The organism is Archangium lansingense, from assembly GCF_026626635.1.
GTDB lineage: Bacteria > Myxococcota > Myxococcia > Myxococcales > Myxococcaceae > Archangium > Archangium lansingense.
Genome location: NZ_JAPNKA010000001.1, coordinates 824,777 through 842,920, shown reverse-complemented (window position 1 = coordinate 842,920; position 18,144 = coordinate 824,777). Strand labels below are relative to the sequence as shown.

At 68.3% G+C, this 18,144-nt stretch carries 12 protein-coding genes; 4 read left to right on the top strand and 8 right to left on the bottom strand.

Going from position 1 to position 18,144, the window contains the following annotated elements; all coding sequences use genetic code 11:
* The first annotated feature begins 255 nt into the window (after positions 1-255).
* The gene (locus OV287_RS03345) at positions 256-918 is read left to right on the top strand and encodes a sterol desaturase family protein (RefSeq protein WP_267532512.1); all 663 of its coding nucleotides are present in this window, start codon (positions 256-258) and stop codon (positions 916-918) included.
* Between the two features lie 33 nt (positions 919-951).
* Here OV287_RS03345 and srmL read toward each other — a convergent pair whose 3' ends face one another.
* The 7 genes from srmL to mmsA form a co-directional block, all read right to left on the bottom strand.
* Positions 952-2,091, bottom strand: coding sequence for a PheS-related mystery ligase SrmL (gene srmL, locus OV287_RS03340; protein WP_267532511.1), 1,140 nt, complete (start codon positions 2,089-2,091; stop codon positions 952-954).
* A gap of 268 nt (positions 2,092-2,359) precedes the next feature.
* Positions 2,360-2,893, bottom strand: coding sequence for an imm11 family protein (locus tag OV287_RS03335; RefSeq protein ID WP_267532510.1), 534 nt, complete (start codon positions 2,891-2,893; stop codon positions 2,360-2,362).
* Positions 2,894-2,932: 39 nt separating this feature from the next.
* Positions 2,933-4,234, bottom strand: a complete 1,302-nt coding sequence (locus OV287_RS03330; RefSeq protein ID WP_267532509.1) for an AHH domain-containing protein — start codon at positions 4,232-4,234, stop codon at positions 2,933-2,935.
* A gap of 34 nt (positions 4,235-4,268) precedes the next feature.
* Complete coding sequence (gene upp / locus OV287_RS03325) at positions 4,269-4,907, bottom strand: uracil phosphoribosyltransferase (RefSeq protein WP_267532508.1); 639 nt, start codon at positions 4,905-4,907, stop codon at positions 4,269-4,271.
* A 78-nt stretch (positions 4,908-4,985) separates the two neighbouring features.
* Positions 4,986-6,176, bottom strand: a complete 1,191-nt coding sequence (locus OV287_RS03320) for a URC4/urg3 family protein (protein WP_267532507.1) — start codon at positions 6,174-6,176, stop codon at positions 4,986-4,988.
* The gene (locus OV287_RS03315; RefSeq protein ID WP_267532506.1) at positions 6,169-7,422 is read right to left on the bottom strand and encodes a GTP cyclohydrolase II; all 1,254 of its coding nucleotides are present in this window, start codon (positions 7,420-7,422) and stop codon (positions 6,169-6,171) included. The genes OV287_RS03320 and OV287_RS03315 overlap by 8 nt, the downstream gene beginning before the upstream one ends.
* Positions 7,423-7,436: 14 nt before the next feature.
* A complete protein-coding gene (gene mmsA / locus OV287_RS03310) occupies positions 7,437-8,921 on the bottom strand; it encodes a CoA-acylating methylmalonate-semialdehyde dehydrogenase (protein WP_267532505.1) in 1,485 nt (494 codons plus the stop codon).
* A gap of 292 nt (positions 8,922-9,213) precedes the next feature.
* Between mmsA and OV287_RS03305 the strand changes: the two genes are divergently transcribed.
* Both OV287_RS03305 and OV287_RS03300 read left to right on the top strand, forming a co-directional pair.
* Positions 9,214-9,993 (top strand): endonuclease/exonuclease/phosphatase family protein, encoded by a 780-nt coding sequence (locus tag OV287_RS03305; RefSeq protein ID WP_267532504.1) that lies wholly within the window; start codon positions 9,214-9,216, stop codon positions 9,991-9,993.
* Between the two features lie 64 nt (positions 9,994-10,057).
* A complete protein-coding gene (locus OV287_RS03300; protein ID WP_267532503.1) occupies positions 10,058-11,599 on the top strand; it encodes an alpha/beta hydrolase family protein in 1,542 nt (513 codons plus the stop codon).
* A 16-nt stretch (positions 11,600-11,615) separates the two neighbouring features.
* Here the strand turns inward: OV287_RS03300 and OV287_RS03295 are convergent, their stop codons facing one another.
* Positions 11,616-13,859 carry a CHASE domain-containing protein gene (locus OV287_RS03295; RefSeq protein WP_267532502.1) on the bottom strand — a complete coding sequence of 748 codons (2,244 nt, stop codon included), beginning with the start codon at positions 13,857-13,859 and terminating at the stop codon, positions 11,616-11,618.
* A gap of 279 nt (positions 13,860-14,138) precedes the next feature.
* On the opposite strand from OV287_RS03295, the gene OV287_RS03290 reads away from it, so the two are divergent.
* On the top strand, positions 14,139-18,137 hold the full coding sequence (locus OV287_RS03290; protein WP_267532501.1) for a protein kinase domain-containing protein: 3,999 nt from the start codon (positions 14,139-14,141) through the stop codon (positions 18,135-18,137).
* The last annotated feature ends 7 nt before the right edge of the window (positions 18,138-18,144 follow it).

Sequence of the window (18,144 nt, the reverse complement as noted above, 5' to 3'; positions counted from 1 at the left end):
TCACGTCCTCCACGGAAAACCAGAATGCCGCAACTTCCTGTCCAAGGGTAGACACCCCACCCGTCCGCCCGTCCTCCGAGCAGGCCCGGAAATGAGGGGATCGGACACGGCGGCGGCTCTGGGGATTTTCGTGGCGCCCCCTGCGCGCCCGGGGGGTATATATGGACGGCGGTGGGCGCTGTCCGCCCTGCAACACCCATTTGCCCTTCCGGGGGCCGGCCCCTACCGACACCCCGCCTCCATCCTGGTAAGGCCATGAAGACCGAGTACGCGCGCCACGCCTCCGGGCGGATGTTCGAGAACGACTTCCTCGAAGCCGCCTCGAAGATTCACCCTGTCACTCCGTTCGCCTTCTACATTCCGATCATCACGGGCCTGCTGGGCTGGAGCCTGTGGAGCGGGACGACGCGCGTGGGGATGGTCGCCCTGTTCGCGCCGCTCGGGTTCCTTACTTGGTGCTTCATGGAGTACACGCTGCACCGCAACCTGTTTCACTGGGAGGGAAACGGGCCACTCACCCGGCGCTTCCACGCCATCATCCACGGCTACCACCACACGTACCCGGATGATCCGCAGCGGCTGGTGATGCCCCTGGGCGCGAGCATCCCGCTGGCCATCGTCATCGGCGGGCTGCTGTGGCTGGTGGGCCGGCCGGACGCGACGATTCCGTACTTCGTCGGCATCGTCGTGGGCTACCTCGCGTACGACTACCTGCACTGGGCGGTGCACTACAAGAAGCCGTGGACCAACTGGGGCAAGGCGCTGCGCGCGCACCACATGGCGCACCACTTCGCCTGCCCGGACAAGAACTTCGGCATCAGCCACCGGTGGATTGATCGGCTGATGGGCTCGATGCAGGTGCGCGGGCAGGCAGCGCGCGAGACCGCGGCGAAGCCGGGCACGGGCGCGGCAGAGTAGTCCTCGCGCCGTGCCCCTGATTCGGGGCCTGCCTCAGGGGTGAGTGGCGGCTGACGCCCACTCCCAGGCAGAGCCCCGGTGCAGGGCCGAGTAGAGGCAGTCGCGCAGCTCATTGCACTCGGAGTGGGTCAACGAGCGATCGAGCGCGCGCAGCAGCACTCGCAGCAGCACGTTCTTCTGCCCGGGCGAGATGCCGAGCCGCCGAACAGCGGCGGGAGGCAGGGACTCGTAGGGCGTCTCCGAGAGCACCTCGACGGACTCCACCACGTCGGCCCGGGAGCCGAGCGCGGAGCGTGCCCGGTCTCCAAGCTCCTCGCTGGTGGCGTCGCCCTCGAGCACCAGGGAGAGGTCCCTGCGGACGGCGGGCATGGAGGAGACCTCGCGGTACGGCTCCAAGTCGAGCAGCTGCGAGGCGATGCGCGGGTCCTCAGCACGCAGCAGGCGGATGTCGTCCAGGCCCTTGCGCAACATGAGGATGCGATCCATCCCGAGCCCCATGGCGAGTCCCGAGACCCGCGCCGGGTCCAGACCGCTGTCAGCGAGCAGCTCCGGGTGAGCGAGGCCGCACTCGCCGATCTCCACCCACTCACCGCCGTGACGGACGTCCATCTGGAGCCCATCCGTGGTGTAGGGGTGTTGGGAGGGAGTGGTGCGCAGTTCGTGCCCGGGGAGCAGGGCGCGCACCACGGTCTCCACCATGTGGAGCAGCTCTCGGACACCGAGGGGTGCGCCGTGGCGGATGCGCCAGAGGTCCATCTGGTGGGGCTCACCGGTGTGGAGCCGGTCGATGCAGTCGCGACGGTAGACGAGCCCGGGACAAGCGAGCAGCACGTCACCGGGAGAACGGGGCGAGGCGGCGAGCTGACGCAGCAACGGGGGAATCATCGCCGAGGTCTGGGTGCGCAGCAGGGCGGTGTCACAGACGTAGCGCGTGTAGCGAGCGTCGCGGGCGGCGCCCTCGGGCGGGTAGCGCAGCCGGTCGTAGTTGTCGGAGACGGAGACAATGGGGCTCTGCCGGTGCAGGCGGACCTCACAGCACCAGGCCTGGCGGAGGGCGGCGAGTGCATCGTCGACAAGGCGCTGCATGGCATGAGGGCCAGCGGCGGGGTCGGTCAGGTCACGGATGGAAAGGGCACGGCGGACGGCGTCGGTGCTGAGAATGCAGACGGACATGGAAGGGCTCTCGGGCAGGAGTGGAGGGAGAAGGCGTCAGAAGACGCCAGGACGCTCGGACACCCCCCCGAACCCCTGGTCCAGGCGAGCGTCACGCCGAGAGGCGATCCGCGATGGGAGAACGGGCTAGCGACGCAGCACGGCCTCCCGGCGCCTGGTGGGGCTCGGGGGGCGGCTAAATCGACGCTGGCACGTCAGGAGAATCATCGCTCGGAAAGGTAAACGCGGTCCGGAGCAAAAGCAATCCGGGGCCGTGAGGAATGCTCGCTCACACCTCGACGAACCGCGTGCCGGTGATGTGCTCGGCCTCCAGGGCCTGCTTGAGGCCCTCGGAGATGATGAGCGCGAGTGGCCAACCCCAGGGACGAAAGATTCGGGCCCCTTCTGCTTTCGTCGGGTCGATGCGTAAGCCCGCAACGAACCGGTACTCCCCTACCTTCTCAGGCTCGCCGTCCTCCGGTTTCCAGTACTGAACCTCCTCGCACCGGGTGTCGTCGATGCAGCGGATGACACGCAGGGTATTGAGAATGAAGTAGGGCCCGGAGTGGCCCTCAATCTGACTGGGGAGAAACTGCACATCCTGGATGCCCAGCCGCTCGAAGAGTTGAACGACACGGCCATGGACCACGGGGGTGAGGAATGCATCCAGGGTGAAGTCCAGCGCAACCCCGTCGGGCTTCACGGGAAAACGGATGGTCCCCTGGGGCTCGAGCCATTGGCCCTTGGTGAACTGCCAGGGATTGATCTTCTCGCCATGCTCATCAACGGGATGGCGCAGGTGCCATCGTCCTGTGATGCGCATGTCATCCTTGAGTAGATAGTGCACGCATTCCACCCGGCTTCACTCGTGAGACTTCGTCACCAATCGATGGAGTCGTGACCCAGGGGTGCATACCTCCTCCGCGAGCCGTCCAAGCGCCTCCAGCAGCTTGCCTCTACATCGAGAAACGGCTCCGCAGTCTCGAAGCTCGCTGTTGAGTTTCTCGAACACCGCCTCATGGTACGCCTCTGGGTGGGGACCTTTGTGGCCCTTGAGGTAGACGAGGTTCTCCGCCGCGTCCAGGCTCATCCCCGCCAGTTCGAAGAGCTGCTCGAACCTGGGAGTCCACGGGCCTCCGAAACGCTCCGAGATGTCATTCTTGTTCGTGGCTAGGTGGTGCCAGTGGTAGCCGTCCTGGCTCTCGGAGCCGTCCGTGCAGGCGCTGCCCACGGGGGAGGCTGCCGCCGTGCCCGCCGCTACTCCCGTCGCGATGATGGTGCCATCGGCCACCATCTGCACCGTCGACGCGCTCCCCATCGATATTCCCCCGGGAAGCGAGTACCGAGGCGCGCGCAACAGCGCCCCGAGTCCTCCCTGGGGCACCTCTGGCAGCCCCTTGGCCACGCCCATGCTGGCCACCAGCATCAGCACCCTCAGCCCCGTTCCTCCCACCGCCTTTCCGAAGCGCTCCGCCACCGCCTCCAACTCCTCCACCGTCCTCGCCGCCTCTGCCTCCTGATACAGCCTCGCGCACGCCCGCGCGAACTGGTTGAGTTCCAGCACCCCCACCACCAGCGCAACCCTCAGCGTCAGCGCCGTCACGAACGCCTTGGTGAAGATGGGCTCCGGCGCCACCCACGCCGCGAAGTACACCAATACCGACAGGGCCACGCTCGACAGAAAGAGGCGTGAGCTGAACAGCTCCTGAGCCGCGTCCCTTACGCCCTCGCCCATGTAGCGGGGAGACAGTTTCAGGGCCAGAAAGACAGGGCTCGTCTCCAGTGCCCCAGGCAGCGGCACCACGGGCGGGCCATAGCGGGACACGAACTCCTCGCGCAGCCGCTGCTCCCACTCCTCGGGCCCCGGCTCCGTCGACGTCCGCACGAGCCGGAATCGGCGGCCCTTCTCTCGCGGAAACGATTCATGGAAGGCCGCGAGTACCGCCCGCGCCTCTTCCACTCTCAGCTGTTCCAGGACCGGGGCCGGTGCCACCGGCTCGAACGTGAGCCTCAGTGCACCCCCGGGCAGCGCGCTCGTCCGCACCACCTTGGGCTGAACCCGGTTCCGCCCCTCCAGAGGCAACTCCTCCGGAGACGTGACACACGAAACCGCCAGGACAAGCCATAGGGCCACGGCCATGCGCGGCCAGGAGCAGGTACTCATGCTCCGGCAGCATGCATGGCCCCACGACCCCGAGCTACTTCGTACCGAAGAGCCGGTCGCCCGCGTCTCCCAGGCCCGGCAGGATGTAGCCGTGCTCGTTCAGCTTCTCGTCCACCGCGGCCGTGAAGACATGCACGTCCGGGTGGTGCTCACGTAGGTTGGCCAGGCCCTCGGGGCAGGCCAGCAGACACACGAAGCGCAGGCTCCCCGGCTTGCTGCGCTTCACGCGGTTGAGCGCCGCCACCGCCGAGTTCCCCGTCGCCAGCATCGGGTCACACATGATGACGTCGCGGTCCGCGAGCTGGCTCGGCACCTTGTAGTAGTACTCCACCGCCGCCAGCGTCTTTGGATCCCGGTACAGGCCGATGTGTCCCACGCGAGCGCTCGGCACCAGATGCAGCATCCCGTCCAGGATGCCCTGTCCCGCCCGGAGAATGGCCACCAGCACCAGCTTCTTTCCATCCAGGACCGGCGCCACCGTCTCCATCATCGGAGTCTCGATGGTCTCATCGCGCAGCTTCAGGTCCCTCATCGCCTCGTAGGCGAGTAGCAGGGAGATCTCCTGCAGCAGCGCACGGAACGAGGCCGTGCTCGTGTCCTTGCGCCGCATCAGGGTCAACTTGTGCTTCACCAGCGGGTGGTCCACCACGGTGCAGTTGTCAGAGTACGTCACGGCACTCTCCTCGTCGCTCGAGCAAAAAGAAAGAAGACCCTCACCCCCACCCTCTCCCAGAGGGAGAGGGGGTCCCTCTCAGAACACCGTCCCGTCACTCTCAATGCGAATGGGCGGCGTGCCTCCCGGACGCTTCTCCGCGGCGATCTTCCTGCCCGCGGTCCACGTCCCACCCTGCAGCACCTTCGCCAGCGGAAGCTGCTCCGCCGTCATCCCCAGCCGCTCGCGCACCCGCTTCGCCACCTCGTCCAGCAGCGCCACCGTCAGCGCCCGCCACTCCACGATCGGCTCCGAGCCCGGCTTGAACGCCTCCGTCAGCAGCCGCGGGTCCCTCGGCACCAACAAGCCCATGTCCACCAACAGCCCGCCGTTACGGTACTCGGGCAGTCCGGTGAGCGCGTCCAGGTCCGTCACCGTGATGCCGCCTTCCTCCAGCGGCTCCAGCAGCGAATACGTCAGCCACTGGGACAGCTTGTGGAAGGGCACCAGCGACTCCGGGCTCCCTTCGGCGCCCAGCATCGAGTGCGTCCACACGTCGCCCAGGTTCACCCCTTCCAGCGTGGTGCGCCCCGGCCAGATGGACCCCAGCGACTTCAACACCTCGCCCAGCACCTCCGTCGCGTGGACACGTGTCCCCCGCGCCGCGAGCGCGTCATAGAGCGCTCCGGGCCTCGGCAGCGCCCGTCCCAGCCCTTGCAGCAGCGAGAGCCGTCCCTCCAGGCCCGCCAGCGGGTTGGACTCCGTCACCTGGAAGCCCCGCGCCAGCGCCTCGAGGCTCAACCGCTGCAGCCCCTCGGCATCCGCCCGCAGCGGCTGACTCGGGTCCGAGGAGAACGCCCCCGCGAGGAACATGTGGAAGCTGGCCACGGCCAGGCCCTCGGAGCGCGCATACGTGCTTCCGCCGGGCTCCACATACTTCCACGTGGGCCCGCTGCCCGCGTCCAGCAGCACGCTCGTGATGACCAGGTCCAACTTCGCCCGGGCCCGCTCGGCGCGCGGCAGCGAGGCCAGCCGCGCATCCAGCTCCGCGTTGCGCCTCACCCCACCCACGTCGAAGTGCCCCCACCGGCTGTGCACTGGAATGTCCAGCGTGGGGTACGACTCGCGTGTGACGGCCAGCACGTAGTCCGCCACGGTGGTCAGCCGCTCCGGGTCCACGCGGAAGTGCTTCAGCTTCCCGGCGAGCCCCAGCTCCAGCAGGGCCCGACAGCGCTCGCGGATGGCCCGCGTGCTGAGCAGGTATGCCACGGTTGGCGAGGGCTCACGCATCGAGCGACCTGCCCTTCACCTCGGCGAGCTCCTCCTTCGAGGCCACCTTGCCCGTGGTGAAATAACCAGCGGCCTTCTTCGCCTCCATCTCCACCTTGGCATCCGCGGGGACGAGCTCCTCCGGGATCGGCACGCGCTCCAGGATTTCGATGCCCGAGCGGACGATGGCGTCGTGCTTCATGTCGCTCATGGACACGAAGCGGTGGATGCGGGTGATGCCCAGCCAGTGCAGCGCGTCCGGCATCAGCTCCTGGAAGCGCATGTCCTGCACACCGGCCACGCACTCGGTGCGGTGGAAGTAGGTGGCCGCCGAGTCGCCGCCCTCCTGGCGCTTGCGCGCGTTGTACACGAGGAACTTCGTCACCTCGCCCAGCGCGCGGCCCTCCTTGCGCGAGTAGACGATGACACCCGCCCCGCCCGCCTGCGCCGTCTGGATGCACACCTCGATGCCATGCGTGAGGTACGGCCGGCACGTGCAAATGTCGCTGCCGAACACGTCCGAGCCGTTGCACTCGTCGTGCACGCGCACCGCCAGCGGGATGTCCGGGTTGGAGATGGAGTCCATGTCCCCGAAGAAGTAGAGGGTCAGGCCACCGATGGGCGGCAGGAACACCTCCAGATCCGAGCGGGTGATGAGCTCGGGGAACATGCCGCCGGTCTGCTCGAAGAGACCCCGGCGCAGCTGCGCCTCCGTGAGACCGAAGCGCTTGGCGATGCCGGGCAGGTACCACACCGGCTCCACCGCGGCCTTCACCACGCTCACGTCACCGTTGGCGCAGAGGATGTTCCCATCCGGCTTGAGGCGGCCGGCGGTGATGGCATCGCGCAGCTCGGGCATGTTGATGTGCGCGCGGGTGATGGCAATCGAGGGCCGGATGTCCACGCCCTGCTCCAGCTGAGCGCGGAAGACCTGCGGAGCCACCGCGCCCCACGGGTCCATCGACACGATGCGCTCGGTGTTCTCCCAGGACTTGTGGGGACCGATCTGCACCGCGGGGGCGGTGTTGGTAAGGTCCGCCCGATGGTCCTGCGTGAGCTGCCCGGCGGCCACGGCGACGGCCCGGTAGATGGCGTACGAGCCCGAGTGCGTGCCGATGACGTTGCGGTTCGCCGGCTCGGTCAGCGTGGCGATGACAGGCCCCCGGCGCAACGGGTCGGGGTCTCCCCAACGGATGGGGGCGACCTGGGAATCGCTGTCCGGATGCGAGGTGAGACGGATGTGATTGACGGGCTTCTTGTCTGGCATGGGGAATCCTCTTCTCAGCTCATCCAGCTACCATCGGTGCGCGTGGTCCACTTGCGAGTGACCTTCTTCAGGTCCGTCCAGAAACCAAGGCTGGACGCGCCCGTGATGTCGCCGTGACCGAACTTCGATTCATTGGTACCGCCGAAGGAGAAAGGCTCGCGAGGCACGGGCACGCCCACGTTGACGCCCACCATGCCCACGCGCGAGCCCTCGACCACGGCCTGAGCCACCGCACCATTGGTGGTGAAGATGGACGCCGCATTGCCATACGGCGAGGCGTTCTCCACCTCCAGCGCGGCCGACAACGTGGGCACACGAACAATGGACAGCACCGGGCCGAACAGCTCCCGCTGCGCCGCCTCCATGTCCGGCCGCACACCGTCGAGAATCGTCGGCCCGAGCCAGTAGCCCCCTGCCCACTTATCCCCCACCGGCTTCTTCCCGCGCCCGTCCAGCAGCACCCGAGCCCCCGCGCGCTCCGCGGTGGCAATGGCCGCTTCCAAGCGGTTGAGGCTCGCCCGGTCGATGAGGGCGCCCATGCCGGGCCCCAGCTCGAACCGCGAGGCGCGCTCACGCACCTGCTCCACAATCCGCTGCACGTCTCCCACCGCGAGCATCACGCTGGCCGCCATGCAGCGCTGGCCGGCGCACCCGGTGAAGGAGTCCACCACGGACTGCGCGGTGAGCGCCTCGTCCGCGTCCGGCACCACGATGAGGTGGTTCTTCGCACCGCCGAGCGCCAGCACGCGCTTGCCCTGCGCGCTGCCCTCCGAATACACGCGCCGCGCCACGGCGGATGAGCCGACGAAGCCCACCGCACGCACGTCCGGGTGCGCGACCAGCGCCTCCACCGTCTCGCGCCCGCCATGCACCACGGAGAAGACGCCGCGCGGAATGCCCGCCTCCACCATGAGCTCGCCGAGCGCGCACGCGGTGAGGGGCACCTTCTCCGAGGGCTTGAGGATGAAGGCGTTGCCCACCGTCACCGCGATGGGAATCATCCACAGCGGCACCATGGCCGGGAAGTTGAACGGGGTAATGCCCGCCACCACGCCGAGCGGCTCGCGCCGGAACTCGCAGGTGACGCCGCGGCTCACCTCCATCGCGCCGCCGGTGTCCAGGTTCTGCAGCGAGAGCGCGAAGTCACACACCTCGATGCCCTTGGCCACGCCGGCGCGCGCCTCGGCCACCGTCTTGCCGGCCTCGCTGGCGGCCAGGTGCCCCAGGCGATCCAGGTTGGACTCGAGCAGCGCGCGGAAGCGGGCCATGATCGCGGTGCGCTCGCGCAGCGGCGTGTTGCGCCAGCCGGACGCCGCGGCACGTGCGGCCTCCACGGCCTGGGCCACACCCTCCGCGGGCGTCATCGGCACGCGGCCGATGATGCCTCCCGTATAGGGACTGTGGACATCGAGCAGAGAGGCATCTCGCGGCACGAGCCACTCGCCTCCCACGAGGTTGCGGCAGGTGGTAACGCTCTCGGGCAACTGGACGAAGGACACTCGCGCTCCCCCACGGTGACGACTGCGTGACGCGGGAGCATACCAAGGGGCCTGGAGAAACCGGTAATCTGCGGAGAGCAGGCAAGCAAAAGACCTACGTTGGCTAACCAACAATCAGCCCGTACGACGCGGCGCGCCGTGACACGGGCGGAATCCCGCGACACGAGCGCTCCCCGCGCGTTCCTCGGGCCACGCCCCTGCGGCCCCGCGTCCCGAAAGCCACGGACCTGTCCCCCGGTGGCCGCGTCCCCACCACGAATCCCCTGGCCCCGCCCCTGCAATCAACAGGGGCATGCTCGCCCCCCTGCTCGCGGTGCTCTCCCTCTTCCAGGCAACTGAAGACCCGCCCCGTCCCACCTGGCCCTTCAAGGCCATGGCCTACAACGTCCTCTACGACGCCCCCGCGGAGGACATCGAGAAGTCACTCGAGGTCATCGAGAAGGAGAAGCCCGACGTCCTCTGCCTGCGGGAGCTGACGCCGACGTTCGCCAAGGCCTTCCGCAAGCGACTGGGCAAGGAGTACCCGCACACCGTGCTCACGCCGCGGCGAGGCACCTGGGGCATGGGCATCGCCAGCCGCCATCCGCTGCTGCGCACGGAGAGCTTTCCCGAGAAGCCCCACCGCATTCCTGGCATGGAGGCGGACGTGAAGCTCGGTGGGAAGCGGATGAAGGTGGTGTGCGTGCACCTCATGGCGCCCGGGGCGAAACACATCAAGACCGATGGCCTGCTCGAGTCCCTGGAGAAGAACGCGAAGCTGCGTGCGAAACAGGGCAAGGCGCTGATGGAGCGCTACGCCAACGAGAAGGCTCCCATCCTGCTCCTCGGAGACATGAACGAGGGCCGCCAGGCCGATGCGATGAAGACCTTTGCCACCGCGGGCTTCACCCACTCGTGTGACGGACCGAGTGCCTCGTGTGGCAACACCTGGCCCGGAGCCAACACCGCCCTGCCCGCCGTGGTGGAGATCGACCACATCCTCGGGCGCGGGCTCACCTTCTCCGAGGCCCGCGTGCTGCGCTCGGGTGGTTCGGACCACTTCCCCGTCCGCGCACTCTTCAATTTCAGATAGCCAGACAGCGCGGGGGTATTCCAGGAGATGCTGCGCCCGCGAAGCCACTCCTTGGAGATACGACGTGTCCCCGAAGCCCTCCCACTCGCTCGCCGCTCTCACTGCCCTGACGGTGCTCGCCGCCGGATGCGGCAAGGAGCCGCTCCCGCCTCTGCCTCCTGAGGCCTGCACCGGCACCACCGCGCTCGACGTGCTCCCAGGGGCATACCCGAATGTCGTGGAGCTGTCTGGCACTGGCTCCCTGGAAGTGGCCGTGCTCGGGGAGGCCACGCTCGACGTGCGCACGCTCGACCCGGCCACCGCCACCCTGTCCGACCCGGACGGCTCTGCCCCGGACGTGTCCGCCGAGCTCGAGCTCCGAGAACAGGACGTGAACGGGGATGGCCAGGTGGACGCCGTGTTGCGCTTCCCTCTCGCCTCGCTGAGGGACAAGGGGGTCCTCCACGAGAAGGTGAGCCGCCTGAAGCTGGACGCGAAGACCCGCGCCGGTGCGCAGGTGAGCGGATGCGACCGAGCACAGGCCTCGGGCCACCTCCTCACCCGGCTGCCCGCCCCCACCGGCCCCTACGCCGTGGGCACTACCGCCTTCTCCTGGGTGGACACCTCTCGCGAGGAGACGTTCACCCATGCCAGCAAGGACAAGCGCGAGCTGATGATGCGCCTCTGGTATCCCGCCGCATCCACGCCTCATGCCCAGCCCGCGCCCTACTTCCTCGTACGCCGCGAGGGCATCGCTCAGCTCCAGCAGGATGGCCTCACCCTCCCTCCCGGAATGCTGGACTTCGTCCATACACACTCAGTGACCGACGCCCCGCTCGCGGCTGGCGAGCGCTTCCCCATCATCCTCTTCTCACCCGGGGCTGGCTTCTCGCCTACCTTCTACGCGTCAGTGCTGGAGGAGCTCGCCAGCCATGGCTACGTCGTCGTGGCCACCTCGCACACGTACACCAACGGTCCGGTCATCTTCCCCGACGGCCGCTACGCCCCGAACACCCAGGACCCCTCCGGCCTCTTCGGCACACCCTACTTCGACGTGCTGGTGACGGACCTGCGCTTCATCCTCTCCCAGGTGCGAGCGCTCGACGCGGGAGACGCCCAGGGGCGCTTCGCCGGACGGCTGGACCTGGAGCGCGTGGGCGTCTTCGGACACTCCATCGGCGGTGCCGCGTCGACCATCGTCTGCCAGAAGGAACCGAGTGTCCGCGCCTGCTCCAACCTCGATGGCACCTTCCAGGGTTCCTGGGACAAGGGCATCGCCCAGCCGCTCCTCCTGGTGCATACCCAGGAGCACGATGACGGCACCCATCGCGCCTTCATCAAGGACAGGCATGCTCCCGTCTACGAGGTCTCGGTCTCCCAGGCGGGGCACCTCACCTTCTCGGACCTGCCGCTGCTCCTGGAGCTGATGAAGACCTACAACTCCAAGGTCAACTCCGAGACCTTCGACACGGGAACGCTGGAGCCGGCGGAGCGCACCGCCTCCATCACCCGCGCCTGGGTACTCGCCTTCGCGGATGAGCACGTCAAAGGCAGCGGCGAGTCTCCCCTCCTCCATGGAGGCGCGGGGAATGACCCGGAAGTCACGCTGAAGGTGCATCCCCGTTAGCCCATGCTGCGCGCCGTCAGTTCAGTACCGACGCATCGGACCCGTTACCTCCCGCGTCCGCCACCAGCTCGAGCACCCGGTCGATCTCCACCGGTTTGACGAGGTGTGCATCGAAGCCCGCCTCGCGCGAGCGCTGGCGGTCCGTGGCCTGCCCATAGCCTGTCACGGCCACCAGCTTCGGAGCTGCGCCACCCGGGCGTGCTCGAATCCTGCGCGCCACCTCGTGCCCGTCCATCCCCGGCAGCCCGATGTCGAGGAAGATGACCTCGGGGTCGATGGCGCTCATGCGCTCCAGCGCCGCCAGGCCGTCGTGCACCACCGTCACCTGGTGCCCGTCCATCTCCAGCACGTCGCCCAGCAGCTCCGCGGCGTCCACGTTGTCGTCCACCACGAGCACGCGGCGCCCATCGCCAGACACCTCTCGCTCGGCCGGAGCGGCCACGGGCACCACGGGTATGCGCTCCTCGGGCAGCAGCGGCAGGCGCACCGTGAAGATGCTGCCCCGGCCTACGCCCGCACTCCAGGCCTCCACACGGCCGCCATGCATCTCCACCAACTGCTTCACCAGCGTCAGCCCCAGACCCAGGCCACCCTGCGCCCGGTCCAGCGTGCGCGCCACCTGCATGAAGGGCTCGAAGAGGTGCGGCAGCGCCTCGGCGGGGATGCCCATGCCCGTGTCCGTCACCCGCACCACCGCCTCGCGTGCCTCGCGTGCCAGCGTCAAGGTGATGCGTCCGCCGGGCTCCGAGTACTTGGCCGCGTTGTGCAACAGATTGGTGAGCACCTGCTCCAGCCGCACCGGGTCCGCATCCGTCCACACCGGCCCGTCCGGCAACTCCACATTCAGCGAGTGCTTCCGCGAGTCGGCGAAGGGCCGTGCCGCATCCACTGCCCGCCCCACCGAGCACACCAGGTCCAGCGAGTGCCTGCGCAGCTGAATCTTGCCCCGCGTCACCCGCGACACGTCGAGCAGGTCATCCACCAACCGCCGCATGTGATGCACCTGGCGCTCCACCACCTCGCGCTCTCGCTCCGTCCCCAGTCCTGCCTGCTGTTTTCGCTCCATGAGCTGCACAGCGGTGAGCACCGGCGCCAGGGGGTTGCGCAGCTCGTGGGCCAGCATGGCCAGGAAGTCGTCCTTGCGCCGATCCGCCTCGCGCAGCTGATCCTCCACGTGAGCCCGCTCGACGAGCGCCACGCGCAGCCCGTCCGCACTCCGCTCCGCCTCCCCGCGCGCCCGCACCTGGGCGAGCATCATGAAGAAGAAGCCCAGGCTCACCAGCACGCCCAGCCCCACGAAGGGCAGCACCATGGGCCCCGAGGCCGACGCGTCGAAGGCCGGCAGCGAGGCGAAGGTGAGCGTCCAGGGCCGCCCCCCCACCAGCAGCGTGGTGGTGGTGGTGAACATCGGCCTGCTCGCCCGCGCCTCGGGGCCGTGCGAGCTGTGCAGCAGCCGCACCTCGTCCACCTCCAACCCATCGTAGAGATGGAAGGCCACGCGGGGCTGCTGCTCGGCGCCGAAGATGCCGTTGAGCAAATCATCCGCCCGGAAGGGGCTGTAGACGAAGCCCTCGAGCTTCTCGCGCCGCTCCTCCAGCGTGGCCGGCACATGCCCGCCCTCGTAGACGGGCAGGTACAAGAGAAAGCCCGCCTGCTTGTTCTCGCGAATCTCCTGCTTGAGCGTCACCTTTCCAGTGAGGGCGGGCAGGCCAGTGTCCCGGGCTCGCGCCATCGCCTCGCGGCGGCTGGGCTCGGAGTACATGTTGTAGCCCATGGCCGCCCGGTTCCTCATGTCGCGCGGCTCCAGCAAGACAATGGAGTGGAGCTCATCCCCCGGGACTTCTGGCCAGACATGAAAGCCCGGCAGGCCCGTAGCAGTACGCGCCCGCTGCTCGACTTGAGCGCGCGCATTGCGCGAAAAGCGCTGAGTGAAGCCAATGCCTTGAATGCCCGGGTACTGGGAGGGGACATCGAAGAGATTGACGTAGGCGGAGAACTCCTCCGGCAAGACCTCCTGCTGAGTGGCGAACAAGCCCTCGGTCCCCTGAAGGAGCGCGATGTACGTGTCCAACCGGCGCTGGATGCGATCCGAGGTTGCCTGCACCAGGTTCTCGAAGCGAGCCTCATCCCGCCCGCGTGCAGCCAACCCCAGCAACACACACACCCCGGTCGTGAGCAGCAGACTGAGGACAAGCACGCCCACGGGCACCAGGTGCCGGGGCAGACGACGAAGCGATATGGAGCGGAAGAGTTTCGTCACGGCGGGCAGGTAGACCAGCCTCCGGTCTCATCCTCTCTCACGTGCGGACCTGCTGCCCGCACTGGCCGGGGGATGAGCGGCTCTGGTGCTCGGTGCACAACCCTTGTGTAAGCCCGCCCCATCCCCGGAGCGCCAGGACCGGCAGAAACAACCTGCCCTCCTGCCCTCCCGGGCTGCTTGCATTGCCCAGGGTCTGGACGCTCCCTAACTTGGGGCCCAGCCAGGTCGGATGCCAAGGCACTCCGACACCGAAGCCGGGTGGGGACGCTGGGGGAGACCATGCCAGGAAACACCGGTCGGAATGGCACTGGAGACGGCTCGGAGCCCGGGTTCGGGGACTCGGACTATGTGGATTCAGACTACGGCGATGACGTGCTCCAGGCCGTGGCCCAGGAATCCGCCCTGCTGCGCATCCCCACGCACGGCGAGGAGCTGGGAGGCACGGACGGCCACCGGTTCAAAATCATCGAGCCGCTCGGCGGTGGCTCCATGGGCCGAGTGTTCCGCGCCTGGGATGCACAACTGCGGCGGGTGGTGGCGCTCAAGTTCCTGCTGCCGGGCACACCTCTGAGTGATGATCGCATGGTCTCCCTGCTGCGCCAGGAGGCCCAGGCCATCGCGCAGCTCGCCCACGCGAACATCGTCTACCTCTTCGATGCCTCCGAGTGGGTGGGGGCCACCTGGGAGCCGCGCATTCCCTTCCTCATCATGGAGTGCCTGGAGGGCGAGTCCCTCTCGGCGCTGCTGCAGCGCGAGTGGCGATTGGAGCCACGGCGCGCCCTGGAGATCTTCGACTGCATCGCCGCGGGACTGGCCCACGCTCACGAGCACCACGTCATCCACCGGGACCTCAAGCCGAGCAACGTCTTCCTCACGCGCAAGGGCGAGGTGAAGCTGCTCGACTTCGGCCTGGCCTGGTTGCTGGAAGAGAACAGCCCGCCCAGCCTCATGGATCTGCCCAATGCCGGCACGCCAGCCTACATGGCGCCAGAGCAATGGAAGAGTGAGCAGCAGGACGAGCGGACGGACATCTGGTCTGCCGGCATCGTGCTGTACGAGATGCTCACGGGAGACCCGCCCTACGCGAGCGCCTCGCTGGCGGAGTTGCGTGCGCGGGTGCTGTCCTCCGAGCCCGTCCCCTCCGTACGCGAGCGCCGCCCGGAGCTGCCCCGGGAAGTGGAGTCCCTGCTGGGCACGATGTTGGCCAAGGCCCCTGAGCAGCGCTACCAGACGGCGCAGGAGCTCGTAGAGGAGTTGCGCGAGCTGAGGGAGTCGCTCGGCTTCCAGGCGCACGCGCCACGTCGCGTGGTGGCCGAGCGGCGGCAGGTGACGCTGCTGTCCTGCCGACTCACGGGACTGGCCACACCTGGACAGGCTCTGGACGCGGAAGACATCGGCGAGCTGGAAGAGTCCTTCCACCAGTTGTGCACGGAGCTCGTCCAGCAACGGGGCGGCTCTATCGTCATGGCCCTGGGCGACGAGGTGCTCGCCTGCTTCGGCTATCCGGTCGTGAGAGAGGAGGACTCGAAGCACGCAGTCCAAGCAGGGATGGCGCTGGCCCGCGAGGTGCCTACGGCCCTCCAGCACAAGCTGCCCCAGCTCGCCTCGGGAGTACTGGCTGTGAAGGTGGGCTTGCACACGGATCAGGTGACGCTCAGCGAGCCCCCGAGGGAGCACAGCGGCCGGGCGCTCGTCGTCCAGGGCGAGGCCCCGAAGGTAGTGACCTGGCTGGCGGGACAGGCCGAGCCCCACACCGTGGTCGCTAGCGACTCCACCTGGTCGCTGGTGCACGGGACGTTCGATACCGAGCCCCTCGGAACTCACCTCTATGCGGGCCTCTCGGGGAAGGTGCCCATGGGCCTGTACCGGGTACTGCGCGAGCGGCGGCCGATGAGACGGTTCCAGCCAACGAGCGTCACGGGCGGCCTCACGCCCCTGGTGGGCAGGAAGCAGGAGCTGCAACGACTCCTCGCGTACTGGGAGGGAGCCCGACGGGGCCAGGGCGCCTTCGTGCTCGTCTCCGGCGAGGCCGGTGTCGGCAAGTCCCGTCTCATCCAGGAGCTGCACGCCGAGGCGCGCCAGCAGCCGTGCGTCCACTTCCAGCTCCAGTGCTGGCCGCAGTCCAGTACCAGCGCCTTCCAACCCATCATCGAGGTGTTGCGGCGCCGCATCACCTCGCATGCGATGTGGCCCGAGTCGCTGGGGCTCTCCACCGAGCACGTCCGCCTGTTGAGCCAACTCCTCTCCCTCCCTGAGCCCGAGGAGCGGCCTCCCCTCCAGCTCTCGCCGGAGCGGCGCAAGGAGCGCACCCTCGAGGCGCTCGCCGCACTGCTGTGGCACGTGGCCGGGGAGAACCCGGTACTCGGCGTGGTGGAGGACCTGCACTGGGCAGATCCCTCCACCTTGGAGCTGCTCGGCTACCTCCTCGCGCGAATGGAGCGGCAGAAGCTCTTCCTCGTCCTCAGCGCCCGGCCGGACTTCCACCCCACCTGGATTCCCCACCCCTGGATGCACCGGCTCGTGCTGGAGCGGCTGTCTCCAGAGCACACCGCGACCCTGGTGCGCGAGGCCGCGGGAGGCCACGCACTGCCCCAGGAGGTGGTCCAGCAGCTCGTGACCAGGACGGATGGCGTTCCCCTCTTCGTGGAGGAGCTGACGCGCATGGTGCTGGAGCGAGGCACTCCGGACGCCATCCCCATCACCCTGCACGAGCTGCTGCTGGCGAGGTTGGATCTGCTGCCCCTGAGGCAGAAAGTGCTGGCCCAGCTCTGCGCGGCGATCGGCCGCAGCTTCCCGCGCGCACTGCTGGCCACGCTCGTGCAGCGCGGCCATGCGACGCTCCGGAGGGACCTGGAGGGACTGGTCGCAGCCGGGCTCCTGCAACCCCTCGACGAGCAGGCCGGACCCGCTTACCGGTTCCGCCACGCGCTCATCCAGGACGCGGCCTGGCAGTCGCTTCCGCGCAGCTCACGCCGCAAGCTGCATCAGCGCATCACCGAGGCCCTGCTGAAGCAGTTCCCCGAGGTGGCCCAGACGCAGCCGGAGCTGCTCGCCCACCACTACACCGAGGCGGGCGAGCACGAGCCGGCCATCCGCTACTGGTTCCAGGCCGGACAGCGCGCCAGCCTGCGCTCGGCCAATAAGGAAGCGGTGAGCCACTTCCAGCAGGCCCTGCGGCTGTTGCACCTGCGACCGGACACGCCGGAGCGACTCCAAGAGGAGCTGCGGCTGCTCATCTCCCTCGGTGTCCCGCTGGCCCAGGTGCAGGGCTACCGCTCTCCGGAGGTGGAGCGCACGTACACCCGGGCGCGCGAGCTCATCCATCAAGTGGGCGAGGCACTCCCCCGGCTGCAACTGTCCTACTGGGGGCTCTTCGTCTACTACTTCTCGCGCGCCGAATACGCGGTGGCTCACGAGCTCGCGGGGCAGCTCGTGGCTCAGGGCGAGCGTCACCAGGACATGGAGCTGCTCGCCCTGGGGCATCGGATGATGGCGGCCAACCTCTACATCTGGGGGGAGCTGGCCGCGGCCCTGGAGCACATCGAGGCGGGACTGGCCTGCCCGGACCTGCCGCTCGAGGCGCATCGGGCCATCGCCGACAAGCAGTGGATCAACCCGCGCGCGACGACCCTGGCTTTCGCGGCCATGGTGTATTCGGCGCTCGGACGGAAGGAAGAGGCCTGGCGCTCCAGCCAGGAGGCACTGGAGCTGGCGCGGCGCATCGGCCATCCGCACACGTCCGCCATGGTGCTCAACTACATCTGCGTGGCCTGCCAGCTCCGGAGGGAAGCCCGGTGCGCCCTGGAGTGGTCCGCTCAGGCCATCTCACTCGCGCACGAGCACGGCTTCCGGGCCTCGGAGATCTGGGCCACGCTCATCCACGGCTGGGCGATGGGCGAGCTGGGACGGGCCCAGGAAGGGCTGGCACTCATCCGCAATGGCATCGCGGCCTGGATGGGACCGGGCATCAGCGCCGGCCTGTTCCACCAGGACCTCGGACTGCTGTCGGAGCTGCACCTGAAGCTGGGGCAACCTCATGAAGCCCTCGCGCTCCTCGACGAAGCGCTGGAGCGGGCTCCGACAGAGGGCCAGCACTTCTACGAAGCCGAATTGCACCGGCTGCGAGGCGAGACCATGCGAATGCTTGGCCACGATTCGGAGGCCCGCGAGTGCTTCCTCCGCGCCATACAGGTGGCCCGACAGCAGGGGGCACGCGCCTTCGAGCAGCGGGCCCTGGAAGAGCTGCGGGCACTCCCTCCGGAGCATTACCCCCTGTAGCCCGGAG

What these genes read in the sequence shown, in the direction of transcription:
- OV287_RS03345 (WP_267532512.1), top strand. Translation starts at nt 256, where the DNA reads ATGAAGACCGAGTACGCGCGCCACGCCTCCGGGCGGATGTTCGAGAAC.
- srmL (WP_267532511.1), bottom strand. Translation starts at nt 2,091, where the DNA reads ATGTCCGTCTGCATTCTCAGCACCGACGCCGTCCGCCGTGCCCTTTCC.
- OV287_RS03335 (WP_267532510.1), bottom strand. Translation starts at nt 2,893, where the DNA reads ATGCGCATCACAGGACGATGGCACCTGCGCCATCCCGTTGATGAGCAT.
- OV287_RS03330 (WP_267532509.1), bottom strand. Translation starts at nt 4,234, where the DNA reads ATGAGTACCTGCTCCTGGCCGCGCATGGCCGTGGCCCTATGGCTTGTC.
- OV287_RS03320 (WP_267532507.1), bottom strand. Translation starts at nt 6,176, where the DNA reads ATGCGTGAGCCCTCGCCAACCGTGGCATACCTGCTCAGCACGCGGGCC.
- OV287_RS03315 (WP_267532506.1), bottom strand. Translation starts at nt 7,422, where the DNA reads ATGCCAGACAAGAAGCCCGTCAATCACATCCGTCTCACCTCGCATCCG.
- OV287_RS03305 (WP_267532504.1), top strand. Translation starts at nt 9,214, where the DNA reads ATGCTCGCCCCCCTGCTCGCGGTGCTCTCCCTCTTCCAGGCAACTGAA.
- OV287_RS03290 (WP_267532501.1), top strand. Translation starts at nt 14,139, where the DNA reads ATGCCAGGAAACACCGGTCGGAATGGCACTGGAGACGGCTCGGAGCCC.